This window comes from Arthrobacter oryzae (genome assembly GCF_030812315.1).
Taxonomy (GTDB): domain Bacteria; phylum Actinomycetota; class Actinomycetes; order Actinomycetales; family Micrococcaceae; genus Arthrobacter; species Arthrobacter oryzae_B.
Window position 1 is genome coordinate 141,528 of the sequence record NZ_JAUSSM010000008.1, and the last position, 20,154, is coordinate 161,681.

General features: G+C 66.5%; 18 protein-coding genes. 15 read left to right on the forward strand and 3 right to left on the reverse strand.

The annotated features are described in order from the left end of the window. Nucleotides 1–45: 45 nt before the first annotated feature. Genes J2S97_RS16555 through J2S97_RS16565 form a run of 3 tightly spaced genes read left to right on the forward strand, consistent with a single transcriptional unit; the run spans nt 46 to nt 1,923 of the window. Nucleotides 46–753 (forward strand): DUF3710 domain-containing protein, encoded by a 708-nt coding sequence (locus J2S97_RS16555; protein ID WP_307051044.1) that lies wholly within the window; start codon nt 46–48, stop codon nt 751–753. Then, nucleotides 746–1,138, forward strand: a complete 393-nt coding sequence (locus J2S97_RS16560) for a hypothetical protein (RefSeq protein ID WP_307051045.1) — start codon at nt 746–748, stop codon at nt 1,136–1,138. The genes J2S97_RS16555 and J2S97_RS16560 overlap by 8 nt, the downstream gene beginning before the upstream one ends. Beyond that, on the forward strand, nt 1,135–1,923 hold the full coding sequence (locus J2S97_RS16565) for a DUF3159 domain-containing protein (protein WP_307051046.1): 789 nt from the start codon (nt 1,135–1,137) through the stop codon (nt 1,921–1,923). Before J2S97_RS16560 ends, J2S97_RS16565 begins: the two co-directional genes overlap by 4 nt. Here the strand turns inward: J2S97_RS16565 and J2S97_RS16570 are convergent. Both J2S97_RS16570 and J2S97_RS16575 read right to left on the reverse strand, forming a co-directional pair. Continuing rightward, on the reverse strand, nt 1,920–2,687 hold the full coding sequence (locus J2S97_RS16570; RefSeq protein ID WP_307051047.1) for a potassium channel family protein: 768 nt from the start codon (nt 2,685–2,687) through the stop codon (nt 1,920–1,922). The two genes, J2S97_RS16565 and J2S97_RS16570, sit on opposite strands and share 4 nt — an antisense overlap. Further along, nucleotides 2,688–3,359, reverse strand: coding sequence for a potassium channel family protein (locus J2S97_RS16575; RefSeq protein ID WP_307051048.1), 672 nt, complete (start codon nt 3,357–3,359; stop codon nt 2,688–2,690). 164 nt (nt 3,360–3,523) lie between these two features. Here J2S97_RS16575 and J2S97_RS16580 point away from each other — a divergent pair, with 164 nt between their 5' ends. From J2S97_RS16580 to J2S97_RS16635, 12 genes are all read left to right on the forward strand, one after another. Further along, the gene (locus J2S97_RS16580) at nt 3,524–5,500 is read left to right on the forward strand and encodes an APC family permease (RefSeq protein WP_307051049.1); all 1,977 of its coding nucleotides are present in this window, start codon (nt 3,524–3,526) and stop codon (nt 5,498–5,500) included. Further along, nucleotides 5,497–6,879 carry a class I SAM-dependent RNA methyltransferase gene (locus J2S97_RS16585; RefSeq protein WP_307051050.1) on the forward strand — a complete coding sequence of 461 codons (1,383 nt, stop codon included), beginning with the start codon at nt 5,497–5,499 and terminating at the stop codon, nt 6,877–6,879. Before J2S97_RS16580 ends, J2S97_RS16585 begins: the two co-directional genes overlap by 4 nt. Nucleotides 6,880–7,033: 154 nt before the next feature. Continuing rightward, complete coding sequence (gene acnA, locus J2S97_RS16590; RefSeq protein WP_307051051.1) at nt 7,034–9,844, forward strand: aconitate hydratase AcnA; 2,811 nt, start codon at nt 7,034–7,036, stop codon at nt 9,842–9,844. A gap of 146 nt (nt 9,845–9,990) precedes the next feature. Next, nucleotides 9,991–11,964, forward strand: coding sequence for a 1-deoxy-D-xylulose-5-phosphate synthase (gene dxs, locus J2S97_RS16595; protein WP_307051157.1), 1,974 nt, complete (start codon nt 9,991–9,993; stop codon nt 11,962–11,964). Further along, nucleotides 11,961–12,521, forward strand: coding sequence for a DUF402 domain-containing protein (locus tag J2S97_RS16600; RefSeq protein WP_307051052.1), 561 nt, complete (start codon nt 11,961–11,963; stop codon nt 12,519–12,521). Before dxs ends, J2S97_RS16600 begins: the two co-directional genes overlap by 4 nt. Next, on the forward strand, nt 12,518–13,078 hold the full coding sequence (locus tag J2S97_RS16605; RefSeq protein ID WP_307051053.1) for a hypothetical protein: 561 nt from the start codon (nt 12,518–12,520) through the stop codon (nt 13,076–13,078). The genes J2S97_RS16600 and J2S97_RS16605 overlap by 4 nt, the downstream gene beginning before the upstream one ends. 33 nt (nt 13,079–13,111) lie before the next feature. Further along, the gene (locus J2S97_RS16610) at nt 13,112–13,330 is read left to right on the forward strand and encodes a hypothetical protein (protein ID WP_104174943.1); all 219 of its coding nucleotides are present in this window, start codon (nt 13,112–13,114) and stop codon (nt 13,328–13,330) included. A 76-nt stretch (nt 13,331–13,406) separates the two neighbouring features. Continuing rightward, nucleotides 13,407–14,384, forward strand: coding sequence for an aldo/keto reductase (locus J2S97_RS16615; protein ID WP_307051054.1), 978 nt, complete (start codon nt 13,407–13,409; stop codon nt 14,382–14,384). Next, the gene (locus tag J2S97_RS16620) at nt 14,384–15,409 is read left to right on the forward strand and encodes a nucleoside hydrolase (protein WP_307051055.1); all 1,026 of its coding nucleotides are present in this window, start codon (nt 14,384–14,386) and stop codon (nt 15,407–15,409) included. The genes J2S97_RS16615 and J2S97_RS16620 overlap by 1 nt, the downstream gene beginning before the upstream one ends. Before the next feature lie 87 nt (nt 15,410–15,496). Beyond that, nucleotides 15,497–16,318 carry an ECF transporter S component gene (locus J2S97_RS16625; RefSeq protein WP_307051056.1) on the forward strand — a complete coding sequence of 274 codons (822 nt, stop codon included), beginning with the start codon at nt 15,497–15,499 and terminating at the stop codon, nt 16,316–16,318. A gap of 4 nt (nt 16,319–16,322) precedes the next feature. Next, entirely contained in the window at nt 16,323–17,111 is a 789-nt protein-coding gene (locus J2S97_RS16630; RefSeq protein WP_307051057.1) for an energy-coupling factor transporter transmembrane component T, read from the forward strand. Beyond that, a complete protein-coding gene (locus tag J2S97_RS16635; protein WP_307051058.1) occupies nt 17,108–18,694 on the forward strand; it encodes an ABC transporter ATP-binding protein in 1,587 nt (528 codons plus the stop codon). Before J2S97_RS16630 ends, J2S97_RS16635 begins: the two co-directional genes overlap by 4 nt. Before the next feature lie 45 nt (nt 18,695–18,739). Here the strand turns inward: J2S97_RS16635 and J2S97_RS16640 are convergent, their stop codons facing one another. Further along, the gene (locus J2S97_RS16640) at nt 18,740–20,101 is read right to left on the reverse strand and encodes a glycosyltransferase (RefSeq protein WP_307051059.1); all 1,362 of its coding nucleotides are present in this window, start codon (nt 20,099–20,101) and stop codon (nt 18,740–18,742) included. Nucleotides 20,102–20,154 lie beyond the last annotated feature (53 nt).

Sequence of the window (20,154 nt, forward strand, 5' to 3'; positions counted from 1 at the left end):
CAAGGTGCACGGCGGGGACAAGATCACAACTAAGGAGACAACCCGATGGTTTTTGGGCGTGGCAAGAAGGCCAAGAAGGACCAGGCGGCAGAGCCCGGGGAAGCCCCGGAGACTGCGGACGCCGTTGCCGCGGACAGCACGGGCCGGGAAGCCACTGGGCCTTTCGACGTCTCGGAAATCGAGAGCACCGACGGTTACGTCGACCTCGGCGCCCTCCTGATTGCACCGCGTGAAGGGCTCCAGCTTCGCCTTGAGGTTGAGGAAGCCACCCAGCGGGTTGTGGCCGTCACCATGGACCTTGACGGTTCGAGCCTGCAGCTGCAGGCTTTCGCTGCCCCGCGCAGCGAGGGACTTTGGGACGAAATCCGTGAACAGATCGGACAGTCCGTAGGAAGCCAGGGCGGGCAGGTCGAAGAGGTTCCCGGGGCCTTCGGCACTGAGCTGGTCGCGAAGCTTCCGGCAGGCACAGGCGACGGCGCGGGCGGCTACCGCGTGGCCCGCTTCATCGGCGTCGACGGTCCCCGCTGGTTCCTCCGCGGCGTATTGGGCGGCGAAGCTGCCGTCGACCGCGATGCTGCCGCTAACCTTGAAGCCCTGTTCCGCCAGATCGTGGTGGTCCGGGGCGAGAGCCCGATGCCGCCGCGTGACCTCCTCCAGCTCCGCCTGCCTAAGGATTCCACCCCTCAGCCGCCGCAGGGCGCCCCCGACTTCCAGCAGCCCGAGCGCGGACCGGAGATCACCCAGATTGGCTGACCCGGCCGGCGAATTTCTGCAGCCCGAACTCTCCATCAGTGGATTGCCGGACCGTGGACGTGTGCTGTGCCGTGGCTTTATTGAATCCGTGACCTACGTTCCGGCCTCGCAGGTGGCTTCGTTCATCGCGATCGTCACGGACCACGACGTTCCGCGCAGCAGGGGCGGCTTTGCCGCTGTCGCCGCAGAGCCGCCGACGGCGCGGAAACCCGGGGGAACGGGCCGCCGCGACCGGTTGCGGGTTGTATGGCTCGGCCGCCGGCGCGTCCCGGGCGTGGACCCCGGCTGCGAGCTCCGCCTGGAAGGCATGCTGACGTTTCGCGACGGACTTCCCACCATGTTCAATCCCCGCTACGAAATACTGTCCCGCCAGGAGAACCAATGACGCCGTCCGAGAACCCGGATCCGACAGCCGGGCCTCCCAAGCCACGGCCCACACCGGAGACCCCTTCAGTGGCTGACCTCGCGGAAGGCTACGCTGTCAAGGCCGGGCTGCACCGGTCAAAGGACGGCAACATTGACGTGCTCAAGAGTGCGGGCGGAGTACAGGGCATCGCCGAGAGCGTTGTGCCCGGCCTCATGTTCCTGGTGGCCTTCACTATTACCCGCGAGCTGACGCTTTCACTGGTTGCGGCACTGGCGGCGGCCGCGGTTTTCACCGTGACCCGGCTGGTCCAGCGGCGCCCGCTGACCCAGGCACTCGGCGGGATCGCCTTGGTCGGCATTTCCGCGTGGCTGGCCAACACCACCGGCAAAGCGGAGGATTTCTATGTCCTCGGATTCTTTACGAACGCCGCCTACATCACGGGATTGGTACTTTCGATAGCGCTCCGCTGGCCGATAGCCGGACTGCTGTTCGGCTTCATCCGGAACGAGGGCCTGGAATGGCGCAAGGACCCGGCCCGGGTCAAGGCCTATCGCCTGGGCACATGGGTGATCGTGGCCGTCCTGGTACTCCGGCTGCTGGTCCAGGTGCCGCTGTACCTCCTCGGCGAGCAGGGCCTGACAGGCCTTGCCACCACCCGCCTCATCATGGGCGCCCCGCTGTACATCCTGGGCATATGGGTTGCATGGCTCATCACCAAGCCCCTGGCGCCGGCGCAGCCTTTGGCACAGCCCGGGGATCCTTCACAGCCGGGCGCGCAGCCTGGCGCGCCGTCGCAGAACTAGCCGTCGAAGCCGTCGTCCTCCGGAGCCTGCTGCTCCGGCAGTTCGGCGGCAGCTGCGTTCCCGTCGCCTGATCCCTGCTTACCGTCGGGTTCGTTTTCCTGCTGCTGTTCCGGGGACAGCAGCGCCCGAAGGCTGTCTTCGGCTGCGATCGTGGTGACGAAAAACAGTTCGTCGCCGCCGTCGATCACATCGTCCCGGCTCGGCGTGATCGGAGCCTGGTCCCTGAGGATCGCCACCAGCGTGGAATCTTCAGGCCAGTCGATGCCTCCCACGGTGAGCCCGATGACATGCGAGTCATGGGGAACCGTGAATTCCACGAGGGACGAAACCCCTGTCTGCAGGGTTAGCAGCCGGACAAGGTCCCCGATTTCCACCGCTTCCTCAACGAGGGCGGTCATGAGTTGCGGGGTGTTGACGGCGACGTCGACGCCCCACGAATCGTTGAACATCCAGTCGTTCTTGGGGTTGTTGACGCGTCCGACAGTGCGGCCGACGCCGAACTCGGTCTTCGCCAGCAGCGACACCACAAGGTTGACCTTGTCGTCTCCTGTGGCTGAAACCACCACTTCGGCGTCTTCAAGCTTGGCATCCTGGAGCGTGCTCAGCTCGCAGGCGTCCCCGACCAGCCAGTGCGCGCCCCGGAGCCCGCTGCGACCGATCACCTCCGGCTTCAGGTCGATGAGCAGGATCTCGTGCTTGTGGGCAAGGAGCTCACGGGCAATCGAGGAACCGACGCTGCCTGCCCCGACGATGACGACTTTCACTTACTGCTCCTTGGGGGGTTCTTTGGCAAGAATGTGGCCGACTTCGGCGCTGCGGTCCACGCGCAGCATGGCATGGACCGTGTCGCCCTCCTGGTAGGACGTACTGGCCCCGGGCAGCATCCCCTCGCCGAACCGGGTCAGGTAGGCAATGCGGATTCCGGCCACCTTCTCGATTTCCGCCACGGAGTGGCCGATCCACGACGGGTCGAGGTCGATTTCGGCGAGAACAAGACGGCCCGACGGCTCACGGAAATCCCCGGCGAGGTGCTGTTCGGGCAGGATCCGGCGCAGTACCTGGTCCGCGCTCCAGCGAACCGCCGCGACAGTGGGAATGCCCAGGCGCTGGTAGATTTCGGCCCGGCCGGGGTCATAGATCCTGGCCACGACGTGGGGGACGTGGAAAGTTTCGCGGGCGACCCGGGTGGCCAGGATGTTGGAGTTGTCACCGCTGGACACGGCGGCGAAGGCGTAGGCCTCGCTCACGCCTGCCTGTTTCAGGGTTTCCCGGTCGAAACCGACTCCCGTCACCTTGCGGCCGGAAAACCCGGTGCGAAGCCTGCGGAAGGCACGGTCGTCCTGGTCGATGATGGCCACCGAATGGCCCGCATCCTCGAGGGTGTGCGCCAGCGTCGCTCCCACGCGTCCACAACCCATGATCACGAAGTGCGCCACCCGTGCCTCCTCAGTCCTCTGTCCTGTTGCTGCGTAAGACTCTACCGGCCAAACGGCCCGCCGGGACGCCCGGCCCGGCGTCCTGCAGATCCCTCCCGGCCCCCGCGGAGGCACCATGCGGAGGCCGTCATGACATCGCGTCCGAATCAGACTAGCTTTGTGGAGTGCTGACAATATTGAATGCCGTGAAGCGGGTGCTCGTGGGGAGGCCCTTCCGGAACGACCGGCTGGCCCACACCCTGTTGCCAAAGCGGATCGCGCTTCCGGTTTTCGCCTCAGACGCCCTGTCCTCGGTGGCCTATGCACCTGACGAAATCCTGCTGACCCTGGCCCTGGCGGGCGTGAGTGCGGTGGCGTTTTCACCCTGGGTTGGCCTCGCCGTCATGGTGGTTTTGCTCACGGTGGTGGCCTCCTACCGCCAGAATGTGCACGCCTACCCGTCCGGCGGGGGCGACTACGAAATAGCCAACGTCAACCTGGGCAAGCACGCCGGCCTGACAGTAGCGTCGGCCCTCCTGGTGGACTACGTGCTCACCGTCGCCGTTTCGATGTCATCGGCCGCAACATACCTCACCACCGCAGTTCCCGCCCTTCACGGCCAACAGGCCATGATCGCCACCGTGGGCGTGGTCATCCTTGCGCTCGTGAACCTGCGGGGAATCAGGGAAGCGGGAAGCGTCTTCGCCGTCCCCACGTATATCTTCATGGCATCCATCCTGGGCATGACGGCCATCGGCATCTTCCAGGCGGTCACCGGCCAGCTGGGGGAGGCACCGTCCGCCGACTTCACGATCGTGCCCCAGGCCGGTTTCGACGAAGGGCTGGTTGGGCTGGCCGGGGCCTTCCTGCTGCTCCGGGCGTTCTCCTCGGGCGCCGCTGCCCTGACCGGCGTGGAAGCCATCAGCAATGGCGTCCCCAACTTCCAGAAACCCAAGAGCAAGAACGCGGCAACCACCCTGCTCCTGCTAGGCCTCATCGCCTCCGCGATGCTCGCCGGCATCATCTACCTGGCGAATGCCACCAAGGTACACATTGTGCTGGACCCGGCCACGGAGTTCCTCGTCAACGGGCAGCCCCTCCCGGAGAACTACATCCAGAGCCCTGCCATCAGCCAGATAGCCCAGACCATCTTCGGCCCAGGCTCACTGCTGTTTTACATCGTGGTGGCCGCGACGGGCGTGATCCTGGTTTTTGCCTCCAACACCGCCTTCAACGGCTTTCCGGTGCTCGGATCCATCCTGGCGCAGGACGGCTATCTGCCGCGCCAGCTGCGCACACGCGGTGACCGGCTGGCCTTCAGCAACGGCGTCCTGGCCCTGGCCGCCGGTGCCCTGGTGCTCATCCTGTCGTTCAACGCCGACGTCACGAAGCTCATCCAGCTGTACATCGTGGGGGTCTTCATTTCGTTCACGGCCAGCCAGCTTGGAATGGTCAGGCACTGGGGGCGCGAACTGAAACTGGCGCGGGACAAGGCCGTTCGCCGCCGGATGCTCAAGTCGCGCACCATCAACATGGTCGGGTTCGGCATGACGGCCCTGGTCCTCACCATCGTCCTGATCACCAAGTTTGAGCAGGGAGCCTGGATCGCGCTGCTGGCAATGTTCGTGCTCTTCCTCATCATGTGGAGCATCCGAGCGCATTACGACAACGTGGCCAAGGAACTTGCCGTGGACGAGGATTCCTCGCCGCGCGCCCTGCCGTCGCGGGTCCACGCCGTGCTGCTGGTGTCCCACGTCCGCAAGCCCGTACTCCGGGCGCTGGCCTACGCCCGCGCGTCGCGGCCGTCGCGGCTCGACGCCATTACGGTGGACATCAACGCAGAGGAAACCGCCCATACCCTTGCCGACTGGGAAAAGCTGGAAATTCCGGTGCCGCTGACGGTCCTCGCAAGCCCGTACCGGGAAACGGTGACTCCCATCATGGAGTACGTGAAGAACATGCGGCGGGATTCGCCCCGTGACCTCATCGTCGTCTACATCCCCGAGTACGTGGTGGGTAAATGGTGGGAACAACTGGTCCATAACCAGACCGCCCTGCGTATCAAGACCCGTCTCCATTTCGAGCCGGGAGTCATGGTGGCCAGTGTGCCCTGGCAGCTGAAATCGTCCGAAGAAGCCAAGAAAATGCAGGATATCCAATGAACCCCGAGACCCAGACCCGCACGCACGCCGAACTCGTGGTGGATATCGGGCCCATAGCCCACGGCGGGCACTGCGTTGCCCGCCACGAGGGCCGCGTGGTGTTTGTCCGCCACGCCATCCCCGGCGAAAAAGCCCGGATCCGGCTGACCGACGCCGGCGAGGGATCGAAGTTCTGGCGTGCCGACGTCGTCGAAGTACTGGAATCCTCTCCCGAGCGGGTACCTCATTTCTGGCACCTGGCGGATTCCCTCCGGTCCTGGTCCCACGGCCACGCGCCGGTGGGCGGCGCGGAGCTGGGCCACATGTCACTCGGACACCAGCGAAGCCTCAAGGCTGCAGTCCTGGCCGAACAGCTGAAGCGGCTCGCCGGCGTCGAACATCCCGCCGTGTGGGCTGACCCCGCCGGGCGGGAGAACATTGTTGAACCGGTGGGCGAAGCGGCCGCCGGCACGGCGGACGCACCCGGCCTGGGCTGGCGCACCAGGGCAAGCTTTGCCGTGACGCCCGGCGGCAAGCTGGGCATGCACGCCCACCGATCCGACCAGGTCATTCCGGTCCGCGAGATGCCGCTGGCGGTGGCCGGCATCAACGACCTCCGGCTGTGGGACATTGACCTCCAGGGCATTGAACGCGTGGAAGTCGCTGCTCCCGCCAACGGATCGCGCCCCCTGGTGCTCCTGGCCCCTGCCGAGGGCACACGCGCCAAGCGCCTCAGCGCCATCCTGGCGCAGCTGCCCCCCGAGGTATCGGTGGCCAGCTTCGACCCCGCCAAGGGCGAGGCGCTCCAGCTGCGCGGGCGCACCTGGGTGCAGGAGTCGGCCGCCGGCCACGAGTACCGCGTCACGGGGGAGGGCTTCTGGCAGATCCACCGTGACGCACCGGACACCCTCGTCGGGGCAGTCAAGGACTTCCTTCACGACGGCGGGTACCTGGAACCGGGCGCCGTGGTGGCGGACCTGTACGCAGGCGCCGGGCTGTTCACGGCCGCGCTGGCCGATGCCGTGGGCGTCACCGGATCCGTGCTTTCCGTTGAGGGTGCCCCCGGAACCAGCCGGGATGCCCGGAAGAACCTGCACGGCGCAACCCAGGTGGAGATCGTGCAGGGCAGGGTTGAACGCGTCCTGCGCCAAACGCCCCGAAACTTCGACGCACTGGTGCTCGACCCGCCCCGCGCGGGTGCAGGAAAGGCCGTGGTCAGCCAGCTGATGGCGGCCGGTCCGCGGGCCATCGCCTACGTGTCCTGCGACCCGGCGTCCTTCGCCCGGGACCTGGGGTACTTCCAGCAGGGGGGCTGGTCACTTGCGGGGCTGCGGGCGTTCGACCTGTATCCGCACACGCACCACATGGAGACAGTGGCGTTGCTGACGCCCCGCGCCTGATGTGACTAGGATGGGCGTAGTAGTCCCACGTCGCGCGCCGAATTCTCGGCTGACCCCATGCTCTTTTGTATGACCTTGCACTAATTAGGATGGCCTAACTAGCAAGCGGTCTACCGCGCGACAAAGATGAAACTGTTGCGAGAGGAGTCCTGCGATGAGCATTGTGGACAGCTTCGGTTCAAAAGGCAAACTTAATGTAGCCGGTACCGAATACGAAATTTTCCGGTTGAACTCCGTTGAAGGTGCAGAAAACCTTCCGTTCAGCCTCAAGGTATTGCTTGAAAACCTGTTGAGGACCGAGGACGGCGCGAACATCACGGCCGATCACGTCCGAGCACTGGCCGGTTGGGATCCCAACGCCCAGCCCGACACTGAAATCCAGTTCACGCCGGCGCGTGTGATCATGCAGGACTTCACTGGCGTGCCCTGCGTTGTCGACCTCGCCACCATGCGTGAGGCAGTCAAGGAGCTCGGCGGTGACCCCAAGCGGGTCAATCCGCTGGCACCTGCCGAGATGGTGATCGACCACTCGGTGCAGATCGACGCATTCGGTAACTCCGGCGCACTGGAGCGCAACATGGAGATCGAATACCAGCGGAATGGTGAGCGCTACCAGTTCCTGCGCTGGGGCCAGACCGCGTTTGACGACTTCAAGGTCGTCCCGCCGGGAACCGGCATTGTGCACCAGGTCAACATCGAGTACCTGGCCCGCACCGTGATGACCCGCGAAATTGGTGGCGTCCTGCGTGCCTACCCGGACACCTGCGTCGGCACCGACTCGCACACCACCATGGTCAACGGCCTCGGCGTGCTGGGCTGGGGCGTTGGCGGCATTGAGGCCGAGGCCGCAATGCTGGGCCAGCCCGTTTCCATGCTGATCCCGCGCGTCGTGGGCTTCAAGCTGACCGGTTCCATCCCGGCCGGCGCCACCGCCACCGACGTCGTCCTCACCATCACCGAGCAGCTGCGTAAGCACGGTGTCGTGGGCAAGTTCGTGGAGTTCTACGGCGAAGGTGTGGCGGCAGTGCCGCTGGCCAACCGCGCCACCATCGGCAACATGAGCCCGGAGTTCGGCTCCACGGCAGCAATGTTCCCGATCGACGACGTCACCATCGAGTACCTGCGCCTCACCGGCCGCTCGGAGCAGAACGTCGCACTCGTGGAGGCCTACGCAAAGGAACAGGGCCTCTGGCACGACCCTTCGCACGAGATCAAGTTCTCCGAGTACCTCGAGCTGGACCTGTCCACGGTCGTTCCCTCCATCTCCGGCCCGAAGCGTCCCCAGGACCGCATCGAGCTCACGGATGCCAAGGAGCAGTTCCGCAAGGACATCCACAACTACGTGAGCATCGAAGACGGCAGCGTCGACGAGTCCCTGGAAGAGTCCTTCCCGGCCTCCGATCCGCCCTCGTTCACCCACGCTGATTCGCACACCACGGAAACCGCACGCGTGGTCTCCGCAGCGAACGGCGCGCACGGGCGTCCGTCCACCCCGGTGCATGTTGTCACTGAAGATGGCCGCGAGTTCGAGCTGGACCACGGAGCGGTGTCCATCGCCTCGATCACGTCCTGCACCAACACGTCCAACCCGTCCGTGATGCTCGCCGCAGCACTGCTGGCGCGCAACGCCGTGGACAAGGGCCTGACCTCCAAGCCGTGGGTCAAGACCTCCGTGGCTCCCGGCTCCAAGGTAGTCACTGACTACTACGAGAAGTCCGGCCTCACCCCGTACCTGGAGAAGCTCGGCTTCTACATCGTGGGCTACGGCTGCGCCACCTGCATCGGCAACTCCGGCCCGCTCGACGCCGAAATCTCCGAGGCCATCCAGGCCAACGACCTTTCCGTCACCGCCGTGCTGTCCGGTAACCGCAACTTCGAAGGCCGGATCAACCCGGACGTGAAGATGAACTACCTGGCCTCCCCGCCGCTGGTCATCGCCTACGCCCTGGCCGGCTCCATGGACTTCGACTTCGACACCGATTCCCTCGGACAGGACGAAGCAGGCAACGAGGTCTTCCTGAAGGACATCTGGCCGAACCCGGTCGAGGTCCAGCAGGTCATCGATTCCTCCATCGACAAGGAAATGTTTGCCCGCGGCTACGAGGGCGTCTTCGACGGCGACGACCGCTGGAAGGCCCTCGACACCCCGGCCGGCGACACCTTCGCCTGGGACGAGAAGTCCACGTATGTCCGGAAGCCCCCGTACTTCGAGGGCATGAAGGCCAAGCCGGAGCCCGTCACTGACATCTCCGGAGCCCGCGTGCTGCTCAAGCTCGGCGATTCCGTCACCACGGACCACATCTCCCCGGCTGGCTCCTTCAAGTCGGACACCCCGGCAGGCCAGTACCTCCTGGCCAACGGCGTGGAGCGCAAGGACTTCAACTCCTACGGCTCACGCCGTGGAAACCACGAAGTCATGATCCGCGGCACCTTCGCGAACATCCGCATCAAGAACCAGCTGCTCGACGGCGTCGAAGGCGGTTTCACCCGCGACTTCACGCAGGCAGACGGCCCCCAGGCCTATGTCTACGACGCCGCCCAGAACTACCAGGCAGCCGGCACCCCGCTGGTGGTCCTGGCAGGCAAGGAGTACGGCTCCGGTTCGTCCCGTGACTGGGCCGCCAAGGGCACCGCGCTCCTGGGCGTCAAGGCTGTCGTGGCCGAAAGCTACGAGCGCATCCACCGCTCCAACCTGATCGGCATGGGCGTCCTGCCGCTGCAGTTCCCGGCCGGCGAATCAGCTGCCACCCTGGGCCTGACCGGTACGGAAACCTTCGCAGTTGAGGGCGTGACCGCCCTGAACGAAGGCACCACGCCGAAGACGCTCAAGGTCACCGCCACGGCTGAAGACGGCTCCGCCAAGTCCTTCGACGCGGTCCTCCGCATCGATACCCCGGGCGAAGCCGACTACTACCGCAACGGCGGCATCCTGCAGTACGTGCTGCGCCAGATCTCCGCCAGCTAACGGCAGAGGGCTAACCGGCACTCACCAAAAGCTCCGGCCTGTCAATGACAGGCCGGAGCTTTTGCGTCCCGGCCCGTCCCGGCGCCCGGCCAGCCGCCGAGGCGGTAGAGTTAAATGGCATGTCTACCACCCCGAAGGAGGCCCCGTTGGGAATTTTGGACACCATCCGGAATCCGCAGGACCTGAGCAAGTTGACCGAAGAACAGCTGTCACAGCTGGCTGCGGAGGTCAGGAGTTTCCTGATCGGCAACGTGTCGCAGACGGGTGGCCACCTCGGACCGAACCTCGGCGTCGTGGAACTGACCATCGCCGTACACCGCATTTTTGATTCCCCCCGCGACAGCATCGTCTTTGATACCGGACACCAGTCGTACGTCCACAAACTCCTCACCGGACGCCAGGACTTCAGCACCCTCCGCCAGGAAGGCGGGATGTCCGGCTACCCGGACCGGGCCGAGTCCGAGCACGACATCGTGGAAAGCTCCCATGCTTCCTCCTCGCTGTCCTGGGCCGACGGCATCTCCCGCGCCCGGCAGCTGACCGGCGACGGCGACCGCTATGTGATTGCCGTGGTGGGCGACGGCGCCCTGACCGGCGGCATGGCCTGGGAAGCGATCAATAACATTGCCGCGGACAAACGCCGGCGCGTGGTCATCGTGGTGAATGACAACGGCCGGTCATATGCACCCACCGTGGGCGGCTTTGCCGACTATCTCGCATCACTGCGTCCCACTATCGATTCCTTCCGTGCGGCCCCGGCTTACGAAGGCACGCTGGACTGGTGGAAGCGGAAGCTCCAAAACGGCGGACCCGTGGGCCAGTTCACCTACCGGAGCCTGCATGCCATGAAGAAGGGCATCAAGGACTGGTGGGCACCGCAGGGCATGTTCGAGGACCTGGGCATGAAGTACATCGGCCCTGTCGACGGCCACAACCTCCAGGCCATGGAGCACGCGCTCTCGACTGCCAGGAACTATGCCGGTCCGGTCATCGTGCACGCGATGACCGAAAAGGGCCACGGCTACGCGCCGGCGCGCGCCCATGAAGCTGACCAGTTCCACGCCGTGGGCATTATCGATCCGGAAACGGGAGAGCCCACCGACGCTGGCGGGGCACAGTCCTGGACGTCGGTCTTCGCCGACGAAATCGCCGCCATTGCCGATGAGCGCAAGGACATCGTGGGCATTACCGGTGCCATGCTCATCCCCGTGGGCCTGCACAAATTCGCGGCACGGCACCCCGAGCGTGTCTTTGACGTCGGCATTGCCGAGCAGCACGCACTGACCTCCGCCGCCGGCATGGCCTTCGGCGGGCTCCACCCCGTGGTTGCCGTCTACGCCACGTTCCTGAACCGTGCCTTCGACCAGCTGCTGATGGACGTTGCGCTGCACCGCGCCGGCGTCACCATTGTGCTGGACCGTGCCGGGGTCACGGGGCCCGACGGCGCCAGCCACCACGGCATGTGGGATATGGCCATGGTGCAGATTGTCCCGGGCCTCCACCTGGCCGCGCCCCGCGACGCCACACGGCTCCGCGAAGAACTCCGCGAGGCCGTGGCCATCAGGGACGCCCCCAGCGTTGTCCGGTATTCCAAGGGGAGCGTGGGCGCCGAAGTAGAAGCCATCGAGCGCCTCAGCGACGGCGTGGACGTGCTGGCCCGCCGTCCTGCAGGATCCAGCGAAAACGACGTGCTGATCGTGAGCGTGGGCGCCATGTCCGAACTCGCCCTTGACGTCTCCAACCGCCTCGGTGCCCAGGGGATAAGCTCCACGGTGGTGGACCCGCGCTGGCTGCTGCCGGTCCGGAAATCCATCATTGCGCTGGCTGCCCGGCACCGGCTGGTCATCTGCATCGAAGACGGCGTCCGCGCCGGTGGTGTGGGATCACGCATCCGCCAGGAAATGCGCGCCGCGGGTGTGGACACCGCCCTGAACGAAGTGGGCCTGCCGGTGGAGTTCCTGGACCACGGAACCCGCGCCCAGGTGCTGGAACGCGTCGGTCTGACGGCACGACAGATCACGCACGACGTCGTCGCCCAGGTCCTGGGGACCAAGGTGCCTTTCGCGCGTCCCCTGCCCGGCCAGGAACATCCGACTACGGGCAGCCTGCCCAAACTGTGATCCCGCACGAGGCCGCACCTCCCAAGAGCCTTAAACCGGGAGACCTGGTGGTGGCGCGGAACCGTAAATGGAACGGCGGTGCCCACTGGGTGGTTCCGGGCACCTATCTCGGCGAGGACCGGCACGGCTGGTGGATCTTCCAGCCCAAGGGGTCATTCATCTCACGGCCGGGTGCCGCTTTCCACGCCAAATCCGATGCCGTCCTGCTCGTTCCCCGGACCGGCGACTACGTGGCCACGTTTTACGACGACACCTACCCCGGGGACTTCCGGGTGTACGTGGACCTCGCCGTGGGGCACGGCTGGAACGGCATCAGGCCAGGGACGTTTGAGTTCCACGTGATCGACATGGACCTGGACGTGATCCGGTCCGTCACCCGGGACGTCTATGTCGACGACGAAGACGAATTCGCCGAACACCAGGTGAGCATGGAGTACCCGCGGGACATCGTGGACCGCATGCTCCAGGAGACAGAACAGCTTTATCAGGCCGTCAAGGCACAGCACGCACCGTTCGACGGCACAGACGCCGAGTGGTTCAGGAGAGGACGGGCATGAGCGGAATTATCCGGGTCTACAAACGCGACGACGAAGGGGTTCTCCAGTTCCGGGAAGCCTGGTTCGACGAGGACTACAGCCAGTTCGTGATGAATTACGGCGTGGTGGGGCACCAGAGCAAGACGGACGAAACCGATGTTGCCGATGCCGCCGCCGCGGACGGCCTCATGGATGCCTTCGCCGTGCAGTGCGCTGAGGACGGCTACGCCGAGATCGCCGAGGAAGACCAGTTCTGGGTGGTTGCCCAGTACGCGTTGAAAACCAAGGACGGCACGGACCGCGACCGCTACCTCGAGGAAAAGGCGAAGGATGCGCTCATCAGCCACCTTGCCTGGCGCGGCCTCGGCACCGTGGAGCGGTCAGAGTTTGGCGATTCCAAGCTCAACATCTTCTGCCTCTGCCCGGACGTCAACAAGGCCGTCAACGCCATCAAGGTCTGCATCCGAGGCGAGGACCTGGACTTCACGAAGCTCAGCATCGGGGCCGCGCCTTTCGGAGATCCGGAGGCGTTCAAGCTCAAGCACTCGCCCAAACCGGCTTCGGGCTTTACCCTCTAAGAGGGGGTAACCGACTTCTGGGAGGCATCTGCAATGACGCGAAAATCCGTTCAACCGGGCCACACCCCGATTCCCCACGGAATCGGCGCGCCTGCCCGCCGGGCCATGGCCCACGCCGGACTGGAAACCCTCGAACAGGTGGTCCAGTTCGGTAAGCGGGAACTGTCGAAGTTGCACGGAATGGGCGTCAAAACCATGGCCCAGCTTGAAGATGCCATGGACGAGCACGGACTCGAGTTCCCGGCCGCCTGACAGGCTACCGGTACCCGGGCGCTGCCGCGAAACGGCGGCGTCCGGTCTTTCGATGCGGCCGTTATAGGCTGATTTCATGACTGAACAGCGCCGCCTTGGAAATTCCGGACTGACCGTCTCTGTTGTGGGCCTTGGCTGCAACAATCTTGGCCGGGCCAATACGGTGACGGAGTCGCAGGAGGGGACCGACGCCGTCGTCCATGCCGCCCTGGACGCAGGCATTACGCTCTTTGACGTCGCGGACACCTACGGCCGGGAGCCAGGACTCAGTGAAACGATGCTGGGCAAGGCCCTCGCCGGAAGGCGTGAGGACGCGATCGTTGCCACGAAGTTCGGCATGGACATGCGCGGAGCCAACGGCAACGACTTCGGTGCCCGCGGTTCCCGCCGGTACATCGTCAAAGCGGCCGAGGCGTCACTGCGGAGGCTGGGGACGGACTGGATCGACCTCTACCAGTTCCACACCCCGGATCCGCTGACCCCAATCGACGAGACCCTCGCGGCCCTGGACGACCTCGTGACGAGCGGCAAGGTCCGTTATATCGGGCACTCCAACCGGGCCGGATGGCAGATCGCCGAGGCCGAATTTGTGGCCCGCGGCCGCGGCGGTTCCCGCTTCATTTCAACGCAAAACCACTACAACCTGCTGGACCGGCGCGCTGAGCTGGAAATCACGCCGGCCGCCGAAGCCTACGGCCTGGGCGTGCTGCCCTACTTCCCGCTTGCCAACGGCCTGCTGACCGGCAAGTACGCACCGGGCAAGGCCCCCGAAGGATCCCGTCTCAGCCACACCCGCACCAACCTCGTCCACGACGCCGACTGGGACCAGCTGGAGAAGTTCAGCGCATTCGCAGCAGAACGCAACCTCAGCGAGATCCAGGTAGCGTTCTCCTGGCTGGCGGCCCAGCCGTCCGTCAGCAGTGTGATCGCAGGCGCCACCAGGCCGGAGCAGGTCCGCGAGAACGCCGCCGCGGTGTCCTGGGTGCCCACGGCCGACGAAAGCGCCCAGCTGGATGAGATCTTCCCCCGCACGCCCAAGGTTGCGCTCTTCTGATGCACTCGGTCCTGATGGACGTCGACACCGGGATCGACGACGCCCTGGCCTTGGTCTACCTCCTGTCCCGCCCCGACGTCCGGTTGCAGGCCGTCACGTGTACCGCCGGAAACGTGGGCGCGCGGCAGGTGGCGCTGAACAACCTGGCCCTGCTTGAGCTCTGCGGCAAACCGGGGGTCGAGGTGGCGATCGGAGCCGAGGTGCCGCTGGAGATCCCCCTGGTCACCACGGAGGAAACCCACGGCCCGCAGGGGATCGGCTACGCGGAGCTCCCGCCGCCCGCCGCCGGGATCTCGCATCGGCATGCGGTGGACGTCTGGGTCGAGGAGGTGCGGAAGCACCCCGGCGAGATCACGGGCCTCATCACCGGACCGCTGACCAATTTCGCCCTCGCCCTGCGCCGGGAACCGGACCTGCCACGCCTGCTCAAGGGGCTGGTGATCATGGGCGGCAGCTTCTACTACCAGGGAAACACCACTCCGACGGCGGAATGGAACGTTTCCGTCGACCCGCATGCCGCCAAGGAGGTGTTTGCGGCCTACCGGGGCCTCCCCGAGGACAAACTGCCCGTGGTGTGCGCGCTGGAGACTACCGAACTGATCGAGATGCGGCCCGAACACCTGCAGCGACTGGGGGAGGCCGCCGGCACCGATGAGCCGGAACTCGTGCTCCCCGAGCAGCCGGAGGGCCTCCGCAGCCAGTCAGGCAACCCCCTCGTGGCCTGCCTGTCCGATGCCATCCGCTTCTATATGGAGTTTCACCGCCTCTATGACCAGGGCTTCGTGGCCCACATGCACGATGCCTTCGCCGCCTGTGTAGCCGTGGGACGGACCGAAATCACCACGGAGCTGGCCACGGTGGACGTCGAGACCCGGTCACCGCTCATGATGGGCACCACGGTGGCCGACTACCGCGGACTGTGGGGCCTGCCGCCGAACGCCCGGATCGTGACGTCCAACAACCCGCAGCAGTGCTTTGACGAGCTCATCGGTTCAGTGGGCGGGCTGGCCCGGCGGCTAAGATAGTAGCTGCGCCGAGGTGACATAGGCGTACGTTTGCCGATCCCGGTACCGGTGTACCCGCGGAACGCACCCACAGCCAAAGGAACCACCATGTCACAGCAGTCCCTCATCCTTCCCGCGCCCGGACAGGGAGCGCTCCGCAGCCGCCGCCTGCTTGAAGTGCTCGGCGCGGTGTCCATTGCAGCCACCTTCACCTTCCTGGTCCTGACCCAGCCCGCGGACATCACCAACGGGCTGGCCAGCGGGTCCACTCTGGTGGCCCTGGGCGGGTTCCTGCTGGGAGCCATTCTCCTGATCGTCGGAGTGCTGCCCACCCTTCCCACGTCCACGCTGGTGCTGATCCCCGTGGCACTCGTCCTCAACATCGCCCTCGGACAGATCATGGGATCAACCGGCCTGCCGTTCTACTTCGACGCGATCGGCACAGTGCTCATCGCCGTCCTGGCGGGCCCTGCTGCAGGCGCCGCAACGGGCGCGCTCAGCAGCATCGTCTGGTCCTTCATCAACCCCACGGTGCTGCCCTTCGCAGCCGGCGCGGCGCTCATCGGCTTCCTGGCAGGGCTGGCTGCGCGCCACGGACTGTTCCGCCGCTTCTACCTGGCCCCGGTGGCCGGCTTCGTGACCGGCATCCTGGCCGGCGTCGTCTCCGCACCCATCGCGGCCTTCGTCTTCGGCGGCACCTCCGGCGCCGGCACCGGCGCGATTGTCGGTGCCTTCCGGGCGATGGGCGACACGCTCCTGGCCGCAATCACCAAGCAGGCGCTGATTTCGGACCCCATGGACAAGGCCATTGTCTTCGCCGTCGTCGCGCTGCTCGTGTACGCGCTGCCGCGCCGGACAACGCTGCAGTTCGCCTTTGTGCGGCGTTTCAACGTACTCGCCGGTAAGAAGCAGGAAACGCCGGACGCCTGATTCCGTGCAGGCACGCCTGAACCCCCTTACCGCCCTGGCGGCGGCTGCCGCCACGGCGGCAATCACGACGGCGGCGTCCAGCTGGGCCGTTTCCCTCACCGTGGTCCTTGGCGGCGCCGCGCTGGCAGTGCGGGCCGGAGTGGCCGGCCGCCTGGCGCCGGCCGCGTCCGTGATCCTGACGCCCTTCTGGCTGTCCCTGCTGATCATGCACGGGCTGTTCTTTCCCGAGGGCCGGACGGTCCTGGCGGAATGGGGCGCGGTCCGCGTCACCACGGAAGGGCTTGGCTTCGCGCTGGACATGGGCGCCCGGACAGCAGCCTACGTTGTGGTGTTCCTCCTCTTTTCGTTCACGGTCCGGGTGCCCGACCTGGTGGCGGTGATGTCAGCACGCCGTGTGCCGCCGCAGTTCGGCTACGTGTTGGCATCCACGCTCACACTGGCGCCGGCCATCTCCGGGCGGCTAACACGGATCCGGCATGCCCAGGAATCACGGGGACTGGTAGTCCGGGGCGGACCGCTGCCGCGGCTGGCGGCGGCCCGGCTGCAAATGGTGCCGCTGGTGCTTTCGCTCATCCAGGAGGCTGGCGACCGGGCCCAGGCACTCGATTCCCGCGGCTTCAACGGTCCCATGGCCCGGACCAGCTACCGGGAAGTGCCCGACACAGCCGCCCAGCGGACGTTCCGGGCCGTTGCCCTGCTGTTGGCTGCTGCTGCGGTGGCGCTGCGGATCTCTGGACAGTGGCCCGAAATGCAGTGGCCCGAACTGCAGTGGCCCGGGGGAGTGCCGGCATGAGGCCTGCACCCCTGCTGCAGGCCCGGATTGCGGAATTCAGCTACCACGGGGACGACGCGTCCGTCCTGCGGGACCTGGAGGTTGATGCGGTGCCTGGCACGCACATGGCCGTGCTCGGCGGTTCCGGCAGCGGGAAGTCGACCCTCGGCCGGCTGCTGGCCGGCTGGCTGTCCGGCGGTCACGCCGGCCGGTTCCGGGGGAGCCTGCGGCTGGGCGCCGCGGCCAGTGCCGCCGCAGGGGACAGCGGACCCATCATTTTTCACGGCGCCCCGGACGACCCGCGCATCAATGCTTCCCTGTGGTCCGAACACGTCGGCTACGTGCCGCAGGATGCGGCCGCCCTGCTGTCAACGGTAGGGTCCACCGTGGCCGAGGAGTTGGCGTTCGGACTCGAGAACCGCGGCATGGATCGGCGCCTGATGCACGATGCCGTGCTGCGTGCCGCCGAAGCAGCAGGATTAGCGGCCCTGCTGGAACGTGATCCGGCCACCCTCTCCGGCGGTGAACTGCGGCGCCTGGCGGTGGCGTGTGCGGCCATTACCCGCCCCGGTGTGCTGGTGCTCGATGAACCCCTCGGCTCCCTGGACGAAGCAGGCGCCGTATCCGTCAGCGCGCTGATCCGCGGTTTGACCGACTCCGGGACCGCCGTCATCATCCTGAGCCAGACCGTGGACGAGTTGGCTCTCACGGCAGCCCAATGGATAGTGCTCGACGGCGGGACGGTCTCCGCCCGCGGCACGCCCGGCGGGCTGGCGGGCAGCCCCGGGCTGCTGCAATCCGGCGTCGTGCTTCCCGCCCGGGCACGCGACGGTTCCGGCCACGTCCGCCGGGCTGCTGGCCCGGATCCGGCCGACCAGCGTCGTCGGACTGAACAGCACCGCCTGACTGAACAGGGTCACTGTGCAGGGACCGCCACACGTGCCGCCCTGGAGCTGGAGCGCATCGCTTTCGGCTTTCCTGCCGGGCGCCGGGGGAAGGGGCCACGGGTCCTGGCCGACCTGAGCCTGGCCGTACGGGCGGGAGAGGTCGTGGCTGTGACGGGCCCGAACGGGGCCGGCAAGTCAACGCTGCTGCGGCATTTCAACGGCCTGCTTCGTCCGGACCGGGGGTGCGTCCGGATTGACGGTGCAGACATCGCCGGCATTCCCACCGGAAAAGTGGCGGACCGTGTGGGCCTGCTCTTCCAGCATCCGCGCGACCAGCTGTTCGAGCGGACCGTGCTGCGCGAAGTGCTTTTCGGGCTGGAGCGGAAGTCCGGGCCGGAGGCAGCCGCCAAGGCGCGGACGGCGCTGGCCGCCGTCGGACTCGGGGACCAGCTGGAGAGCCATCCGCATGAACTCCCGGCGTCCCGGCAGCGGCTCCTTGCCCTCGCTACCGTCCTGGCCCGGGAACCGAAGCTCATCGCGCTGGACGAACCCACCGTGGGACTGGACCGCCACGGCCTCGAACACCTCGACGAGGCCATTGCCGCCGCCGCACTGCGGGGCGCCGCCGTCGTCATCGTCACGCACGACCTCGCGTACGCCCGGGCCACGGCCCACCGCATCCTGGAGCTGAGGGAGGGCACGCTGCGGGAAGGCTGATCCTGGCGTGATGGCCTGCGGGCAGCCCGCCGGGATCCCAGCCCGTCACTCCTGTTTCAGGGAGCTTTCATTGCTGACGCTCTCCACCAGGTCCGCCAGCTCGTCGACGCCGCGGGAAGCGAGGATTGCCCGGCCAATGCGGCCGCTGGCTTCCCGGTACGACCCATTGCCCAGGACGGTGCGGACAGCCTTGGCGACGGCTTCCGGTGCGGCGCGGTTGGTGCGCAGGTTGATACCGGTCCCTGACCAGGCCACCCGGGCACACACTTCCGCCTTCTCCTCGGTCTGACCGGCGACCACCAGTGGAACCCCGTGGCGCAGCGCGAACTGGACGCCGCCGTAGCCTCCGTTGGTGACGAGGACCGCGGTTTTGCGGAGCAGTTCGTCGTAGGGCAGGTAGGAGGCGATCCGGACGTTGTCCGGCAATGCGCCGCCGAGCGAGTCGACCGGGCGGCCGCCCGTACTGACCACCACGAGGACATCGTCCTGCGCAAGTCCCTCGATGGCGGGCCGGACGAGGTCGTCGAAATCCCTGTTTGCCACCGTTCCCTGGGTGACGTGGACAACCGGGCGTCCGGCGTCGAGCTCGTCCCACCACGCGGGCAGACCGGTCCCAGGGATCTGACCTGTCCCGCTGGCCTCGCCCGGGCTGCCTGCCCCGGCCGCAGTGACTCTCCCGCCCTGTGAAACCGGGCCCACGAAGTGGACGTTCTCTGGAAGGTCGGAGCGCGGGTATTCGAAGTCCGCCACCGTGAACTGGGCGATGTGGTCGGCGGCGCGGGGCCAGTCCATAAAGAACGTCGGGAACGCGGACCCGGTGGCGTCGTAGGCAACCTGGTTGGCGTACTTCTGCACCGGGCCGAAGACCACCTTCTCGGTCAGTGCCTGCAAGGCCCGGTTCCGCATCCGCCCCGCCGTGCCCGGCATCGGCGCAATGCCCAGCCCGTAGGGAGCGGTGTCGCGGCTGGCGAGGCTGAGTGGGACGATGCCGCAGTTGATGACCACCGGCCGGCCGGAGCGGGGCCCCGCCAGCAGCAGCGCTGCGCCCATGAACAGGGATTCGGCCAGGACGGCGGCGGCGGGGCGTTCGGTGCAGGCACCCAGCAGCGCCTGGTACTGGGCCTTCCCGGGCCGCATGAAGATTTCCTGAATGTCGAAGCGGATGCCTTTAGGTCCCTTCAGGCTGGCGCGGCCGGGAAAGGCCTCGTCCAGCCTGCTGTCGTCGAAGTCCGCCTCGGGTGGCAGCGGGAGGAACGTGGCGCCTGTCCGGGCTACCTGGGCCTCGAAGCGCCGCCCGGTGAGGAAGCGGACGTCGTGCCCGCGCCCCACGAGGCCCGCGGCCACCGCGAGCATCGGAGTGACATGACCGATCAAAGGACTGGAACAGACGATTACCGATGCCATCATGACTCCCCCGGTGAATGGTTACGTTGCATCAGTTTTCATTACTGTGGCACAGT